Origin of the sequence: Arthrobacter ginsengisoli (genome assembly GCF_031456935.1) — a bacterium.
GTDB lineage: Bacteria > Actinomycetota > Actinomycetes > Actinomycetales > Micrococcaceae > Arthrobacter > Arthrobacter ginsengisoli.
Map to the genome: position 1 here is coordinate 1 of NZ_JAVDVQ010000052.1, position 6932 is coordinate 6932.

At 66.9% G+C, this 6932-nt stretch carries 9 protein-coding genes; 6 read left to right on the plus strand and 3 right to left on the minus strand.

All coding sequences use genetic code 11. The annotated features are described in order from the left end of the window. The 5 genes from J2X01_RS21760 to J2X01_RS21780 all read left to right on the plus strand — a co-directional run. The coding region (locus J2X01_RS21760) for a carboxyl transferase domain-containing protein (RefSeq protein ID WP_310062582.1) at positions 1 to 366 on the plus strand (366 nt) is incomplete at its 5' end. Between the two features lie 12 nt (positions 367 to 378). After that, a complete protein-coding gene (locus J2X01_RS21765; protein WP_310062584.1) occupies positions 379 to 732 on the plus strand; it encodes an EthD family reductase in 354 nt (117 codons plus the stop codon). Positions 733 to 734: 2 nt separating this feature from the next. Further along, the gene (locus J2X01_RS21770) at positions 735 to 1391 is read left to right on the plus strand and encodes an EthD domain-containing protein (RefSeq protein ID WP_310062587.1); all 657 of its coding nucleotides are present in this window, start codon (positions 735 to 737) and stop codon (positions 1389 to 1391) included. A gap of 52 nt (positions 1392 to 1443) precedes the next feature. Beyond that, positions 1444 to 2367: a DMT family transporter gene (locus J2X01_RS21775; RefSeq protein ID WP_310062590.1), complete on the plus strand. Its 924-nt coding sequence runs from the start codon at positions 1444 to 1446 to the stop codon at positions 2365 to 2367. Then, entirely contained in the window at positions 2364 to 2897 is a 534-nt protein-coding gene (locus tag J2X01_RS21780; RefSeq protein ID WP_310062593.1) for a nuclear transport factor 2 family protein, read from the plus strand. The genes J2X01_RS21775 and J2X01_RS21780 overlap by 4 nt, the downstream gene beginning before the upstream one ends. Before the next feature lie 35 nt (positions 2898 to 2932). Here the strand turns inward: J2X01_RS21780 and J2X01_RS21785 are convergent, their stop codons facing one another. Genes J2X01_RS21785 through J2X01_RS21795 form a run of 3 tightly spaced genes read right to left on the minus strand, consistent with a single transcriptional unit; the run spans position 2933 to position 5889 of the window. After that, complete coding sequence (locus J2X01_RS21785; protein ID WP_310062596.1) at positions 2933 to 3976, minus strand: MBL fold metallo-hydrolase; 1044 nt, start codon at positions 3974 to 3976, stop codon at positions 2933 to 2935. After that, complete coding sequence (locus J2X01_RS21790; RefSeq protein WP_310062600.1) at positions 3966 to 4721, minus strand: SDR family NAD(P)-dependent oxidoreductase; 756 nt, start codon at positions 4719 to 4721, stop codon at positions 3966 to 3968. Before J2X01_RS21790 ends, J2X01_RS21785 begins: the two co-directional genes overlap by 11 nt. Positions 4722 to 4779: 58 nt before the next feature. Beyond that, the gene (locus J2X01_RS21795; protein ID WP_310062603.1) at positions 4780 to 5889 is read right to left on the minus strand and encodes an alkene reductase; all 1110 of its coding nucleotides are present in this window, start codon (positions 5887 to 5889) and stop codon (positions 4780 to 4782) included. A 151-nt stretch (positions 5890 to 6040) separates the two neighbouring features. On the opposite strand from J2X01_RS21795, the gene J2X01_RS21800 reads away from it, so the two are divergent. Then, positions 6041 to 6679: a TetR/AcrR family transcriptional regulator gene (locus J2X01_RS21800; RefSeq protein ID WP_310062606.1), complete on the plus strand. Its 639-nt coding sequence runs from the start codon at positions 6041 to 6043 to the stop codon at positions 6677 to 6679. Positions 6680 to 6932: the final 253 nt, after the last annotated feature.

A 6932-nucleotide genomic window follows, 5' to 3' on the forward strand; every position in this document is an offset into this window, starting at 1 on the left:
GTCCTGGTCCGCAAGGCCTACGGCGGCGGCTACCTGGCCATGTCCGGTGCGCCGATGAACCCGGACGCGGTGATTGCGCTGCCGACCGCCCGCCCGGCGCTGATGGGCCCGGACGCGGCCGTGAACGGCATCTACTACAACCAGATCCACGAAATCGAGGACCCGGCCGAGCGCCGCGCGTTCATCCTGGAAAAGCACGCCGAGTACGCCGAAGGCATCGACGTGTTCAAGATCGCCAACGCGAACGCCGTCGAGGCCGTCGTGCCCGCCAACGACCTCCGCGCCGACCTGACCCGCCGGCTGGGCCTGTACTCCAAACGCAAAATGATCCCCGTGCAGCGCCGCCAAGCCGTCACCCCGGTCTAAGGCGGGCGGACCATGCTCAAGGTAGTTGCCGTCATCAAGGCCAAACCGGAACTGACCCGGGAGGAATTCCTGCACTTCTGGAACGTGGAGCACCCCTCCTACGTGCGCCGGCTTCCGGGAATCCTCCGGTACCGGCAGAACCCTGCGATCGAACACCGGAAGCCCTGGCCGTACAGCGGTATGGCCGAACTGTGGTTCTCCTCCGTGGCGGACGTCAAAGCCGCCTACGCCGGCCCAGAAGCCAGGGAACTGTTCGACCATGAGCACCACTTCCTGGAAAGTGTGGAGTGGTTCCTGGCCGAGGAAGTCGACGTTCCCCTCGCCGACGTTCCCCTGCCCGACGCGCCCTCGACAGCAGGGGAGTGAACGTGCCGAAACGCATCACCTACCTGGAGAAACGGGACGGTCTGACCCGCGAAGCGTTCCGCGCCCACTGGTCCACCACGCACGCGGAGATCGCCCGCGGGCTGCCCGGCGTCACGGACTACCGGCAAAACCATCTGCTGGATTCCGTGCCAGGACTCGGGGCAGGGCTGTACCGCGTGGACGGCATCGTTGAACTGTGGTTCGCTGATGACAACGTGGTGCGGGCCGGCTTCGAATCGGCGGTGGCTGACCGGCTGATCGTGGACGAGCAACAGTTCCTCAGCGGTCTCACCGGCGGTCCGGTGAACGCGGGCGCGGCGCATGCTCCGTGGCCGTTCAAGCTCTGGGTGCTGGCCCGCTGGCGCGATGACGCTGATGCCGACGTTGGGGCGATTGACCGCTGGGCCAGTCAGCTGAACGGAACGTTCGACGGCGCCCTCGGCCGGGGCGTGAACGTGCTGGTTCCGGGGGCGGAACTGTTGGTCCGCGAGGCACTGCGCCGCGAAGAACAGATTCCGCACGTTGCCGTCTCCATCGGTTTCGCCGACGAAGCGGCTGCCCGTAACGCCGCCGGCGCGCTGACGGATCATCTGGACGGTGTCCGGGACGTCCTGACCCGCATCCATGCCGGCGTCGCCGAGGAACTTGTCATTATCTGATGGGCCGTCGCAGTCACGGTGTCAGACGGCGGCCGAAGGAGGGGAATCCGGAATGACGCCAGTCGGCGGTGTGGTCCGATTCGTTTTGCTCGGTGCGGCGTGGGGTTCCAGCTTCCTGATGATGAAACTCGCGGTGCAGGGGCTTTCCCCGGGCCAGGTGGTCCTCGGACGGCTGGTCCTCGGCGCGCTGGCTCTGAGCCTGCTGCTGCTCGTGACCCGGCGTCGCTGGCCGCGGCAACGCCGGCTGTGGGCGCACCTGGCGGTGACCGCCGCCGTCGGCTGCGTCCTGCCGTTCCTGCTGTTCGCGTGGGCGGCCGAGCGCATCCCGAGCGGACTATCCAGCGTGCTGAATTCCGCCACGCCTTTGGCCACCGCGGCGGTCACCGCGGTGGCGCTGCGGCAGGAAAAAATCACAGCGCGTAAGACCGTTGGCCTCGTGACCGGCGCTGCCGGAATCCTTGTGGTGCTCTCGCCGTGGCGGTTCTACACGGCGGACGCCGTCGACCTGTGGGGCCAGTTGGCGTGCCTCGCGGCTGTGCTGTGCTTCGGCGTCGTTTTTTCCTATACAAAGAAATACGTGTCACCGTACACGGCTGACCCGATCGGCATTCCGGCGGTTCAAATGGTCACGGCATCACTGACGATGCTGGTCCTGGCGCCGTTCCTGGCCAGCGGGGAAATCTCGCTGACGGCGCCGGTGGTGCTCGGCATGGCGCTGCTCGGCATCGTCAGCACGGGCCTGGCGTATGTCTGGAACTTCCGCATCATCGCCGAGTGGGGTGCCACCGCGGCGTCGACCGTCGCCTACATCACCCCGCTCGTCGGGGTAGCGCTTGGCGCACTGGTACTCCAGGAGGAAGTCAGCTGGAACCAGATCGTGGGTGCGGCGGTCGTCATCGGCGGGATCGTCCTGGCCCAGTCCGGCCCGAAGGCGCCGGAGAAAGCCCCGAACGGACAGTTCGAGGAAGCGGCATGAGCACGCACCTGGAAGGGAGCCCACCCCTCGATGGTGGCGACGTCAGGAACTTTGAGCACATCAGGAATCTCAAGTCCGACTACTTTCGTCACCTTGATGCCAAGCGGTGGTCGAGCCTCCACGCCCTCTTCACCGCCGACGCGACATTCGGCGGCTTTCCCTTCGCCGCAGACGACGCCGACGGGTTCATCGCCGGCGTGTCGGGCTTCCTCGAGGGGGTCGAGTCGGTGCACCAGGGTTTTATGCCGCGCCTGGCCGCCACGGGCGACGGCAGCATCCGCGGAATCTGGTCGATGCATGACTATCTGGTCTGGGCCCGCGACAGCAGGCACTACCGGGGTGCCACAATCCCCGGACTCTACGGAATCCGGGGATACGGCCTGTACGAAGAGGAATACCGCCGGTGCGACGGGCACTGGCGGATTGCTGCCATGCGGCTGGTGCGGACCAGGATTGACCTCCTGGTGGGCCAACCCTTGCAGCTCGCCGGCCAGGAGTTCGGCGCACCGGACCCCGATTGGATCAACTGATTCGAGGCAGCCGGAACCAGCAAATGACTCCTGCCTTACGCCTGCGCCTCCGTGACCAGGCCCGGGACGCCGGCATGGATACCGGACGTGGCCAGGTACCGGATGTGCGCGGCCGTCTCGCTCAGGGCCAGCCGGAACTGAAGCGCTCCGAGCGAATCCCAGCCGCGGGACCAGGTGAGGTGGCGGGCCACCTCGTGGACGGTGGACGCACCCGAGTCCAGGACCTCCAGGACCTCGCGGGAACGCTCCGCAATATGCTCTTCGAGAACCCGGGCCCGGTGGCCCACGCCGCGGAAACGGTATTCGTGCGCGGGGCAGACCTCATAGTGGTCGTTGCCCGCGATCCGCTGCAGTGACTCGATGTTGTGCCGCAGCGGATCGGTGTCCCCGCGGATCTCCAGGGACACGTTGGGGGAGATTCGGGGGAGGACATGGTCACCGGACAGCACCAGTTCGCCGGCGTCGTCCCACAGGCAGATATGGCCCGGCGTGTGCCCGGGAGTTTCCATGATGCGCCAGTTGCGCCCGGCCACGGCCAGGGAGTCCCCGTCGGCCAGGCGCCTGTCGGGGTCGGCCAGGCGCCGCATGTCGTGGAGTCCCTCCGGGCTCATGGCCGCCTCGGCGACGCGGCCCTCGGGGACGCCCCAGGTCCGCATGCGCGCGCAGTCCAGGGCGGATTCCTCGTGCGCGTCCTCGAAGGCCGAGATATGCCGGCGTTCCTGCCGGCCCAGGGCGATCCACGCCCCGGAGCCTCGGGCAAGTCGCGAGGCCATGCCGAGGTGGTCCGTGTGGAAATGCGTGGCGACGATCCCGCTGATCTCCGCGGGGCCGACGTCGAGGCGGGCCAAAGCGGCCAGCAGCTGGGCATGTCCCTCGTCGCTGTCGAAGCCGGGGTCCACCACCACGCATTCGTCGCCGTCGAGCAGCACGTAACTCAGGGTGTAGCGCATCGGATTGCCGGGGAAGACCACCGGGACGCTGGTGACGCCGGGCGCGACCTGCTCCACCGGCGGGTGCACGCGGTGCTGCCAGGCCTCCCGCTGGGCGGTCCCGGTGATGGTGATGCCCTCAGTCAGCATGGTTGTTGAACAGTGAGAAGAGCCGGGTTGCTCCGCCGTCGATCAGGAGGTCAGCGCCGTTGATGTTGCGGGCTTCATCAGTGAGCAGGAACGCGATCATGGCGCCGATCTCGGCGGGTTCAATGATGGTCTGGGTGGGGACGCGGCGCCGGACCTGGTCGCGGACCTCCTGGATCACCATCGGGGTGTCCACCACGCCGGGGCAGATGGAGTTGATGGTGATCCCGGTGCCCCAGAAGTCCTCCAGCAGGGACCGGGTGAGGTTGGTCAGGCCGGCCTTGGACGCGGCGTAGCTCGGGTAAGGGTAGCCGGTGATTCCGGCGATCGAGGCGATGTTGACGATCCTTCCCCAGCCGGCTTCGATCATCCCGGGTGAGAACGCCTTGATCAGGTTGAACGGACCCACCAGGTTGACGTCCAGCGCGCGGCGGAAGGACTCAGCGGTGCTGTCGGCGAGGTACTTGCGGTCCAGGATGCCGGCCGCGTTGACCAGCGCGTGCACCGGCCCCACCGCTGCCGTGACTTCGGCAAGCAGCGTCCCGACGGCGGCCTCATCGGCCACGTCCGCGGCAAACGCTGCGGCCTTGCCGCCTGCGTCGCGGATGGTCTGCGCAGCCGCCTCGCTGCTGGCAGCGTCCAGGTCGACGCAGATGATGGTGTGGCCGGACTCGGAGAGGCGCGCGTTGATGCCGCGGCACATACCGCCGCCCGCTCCGGTCACCAGGACGTTGAGGGAAGTGCTCATAGGTTGCTGTCTCCTTCAGGAGTTCGAGTCGGAGCGGCCCGTCGTTGGGCTGCCCGGGTCAGGCGCCGCTTGCTGCCAGCGACGGATAGTCGGTGTATCCCTCGGGGCCGCCGCCATAGATGCCTGCGGGGCGCAAGGGTTCCAGCGGCGCCCGGGTGAGGAAGCGGTGCGGGAGGTCGGGATTGGCGATGAACAGCCTGCCGAAACCCACCAGGTCGGCTGTCCCGTCGGCGAGCAGCTGCTCGGCTGAAGCCTGGTCATGTCCGCCGGTGACGATCACGACGCCGTCGAACAACTCCGCGAGTTCGGCGGTGGGGATGGACGCGGCCGGCCGGTCCACGGTGGTGGAGCCGGCGATCTCCGGCTCCACCAGGTGGAGATAGGCGATTCCGGCGTCGCTGAGCTGGCGTACCACCGCTGAGTAGAGGGAGCGTTTGTCCGAATCGTGGGCGTCCATCCACTCCGACGACGGCGACAGGCGGACGCCGATGCGTTCCATCGGGAGGTGGCGGGCCACTTCGGTGATCACTTCGCGCAGGAACCGGGTGCGGTTTTCGAGGGAACCGCCGTAGATATCCGTCCGGTGGTTGGACCCGTCATTGAGGAACTGATCGATCAGGTAGCCGTTGGCGGCGTGCAGCTCGACGCCGTCGAATCCCGCGCGGACCGCGTTCCGTGCCGCGGTTCCGTACGCCTGGACGATGCCGGCGATCTCTGTCGTCGTCAGTTCCCGGGGCACCTCATACGGAATCCGGCCGCTAGCGCTGCGGTACTGGTATCCCGTGATAGCGATCGGGGACGGTGCCTTCGGAGCCAGGCCGTCCGGCTGGACGCTGGAATGCGACTGCCTGCCCACATGCCACAGCTGGGCATAGACGACGGCGCCCTCCCGTTTCGCCGCTTCGACCACCGGCTGCCAGGCGGCCACCTGCTCGGGGGAGTAAATCCCGGGAACCCGGGCGTAGGCTGAGGCCTGGGGCGTGATGACTGCACCCTCGCTGATCACCAGGCCGGCACCGGCGCGCTGCCGGTAGTAGTCCTCCATCAGGGGCGTGGGCACGCCGTCATCGTTGGCGCGGCTGCGCGTCAGCGGTGGCAGCACGATGCGGTTCCGGAGACGCTGGCCTCCGACGGCGGCAGTGTCGAACAGGCTGCGCTGGTGGTCCACGGCGGTCTCCTACTAGCTAACGAGCGTTTGTACGGCTACCGTTGAGTTTTCCGGAAGTTTTGGATGATGTCAATACTCCACCTCCAAAGCGGACGCTTGTTAGGATGAACTGAACCATGACTTACACGACAGAACACAGGGGGAGGTCGAGATGACCGTACGAGTGGAGCGGAACACGGCCCAGACCATCAGGGAAGAGGCCGCCAGGCTTTTCTTCGAACGTGGGTACGATGCCACCACCCTGCGGCAGGTCGCCTCGGCGGCAGGACTCAAAGTCGGCAGCCTGTACAACCACATCGACAGCAAGGAAGACCTCCTGCTGCAAATCATGGGCGGCATCATCGACGACCTGCTCGAGCGCGTCCGGAAAGCCGTTGCCGACGCCGACGGCGGCGACAGCGTGGACCTGCTGCAGGCCGCGCTGGCCGAGCACATCACCTTCCACGCGGAGCGGGCCCAGGAAGTCTTCATCGGCAACGCCGAGCTGCGCTCGCTGCCCCAGGGTGCGCGTGATGTGGTCATCAAAAAGCGGACCGACTACGAAACGTTCCTTGAGGACCTGGTAACTGCGGCAGGCAAAGCCGGGCTCGCCGACGTCATCGACGCCAAATTCCACGTCTACAGTTTCGTCGCCCAGGCCACGCACATCGCAGGCTGGTTCAAGCACGGCGGCCGGTTCTCGCTCGAGGAGATCGTCCGGATCTACACCCGGTTCGCGCTGCGGGAACTCAACGTCGCAGACGCTGACGAACGGGTCGGGCGGGTTGTCCTGCCCAGTTCGGCCAAGTAGCCCGGCCGGCAGGCCCCTTCGGCGATTTGGCGCAGCGGCGCGAATCGGCGGCACCACCTGACGTAAAACGGAGCGCGAATACCCGAACAACCGCACATACAAGGAGCGCCCGGCTGGTGGATCCAGCCGGGCGTTTCTGTGTTGGTGGGGTGGTGGGGGTTAGTGGTCTTCGTGGAGGGATGTTTTGAAGCGTTCGGGGAGGGTGAGGGTGGCGGTGATGGAGATTGCGACGAGGCTGAGGGCGATCGTGGTG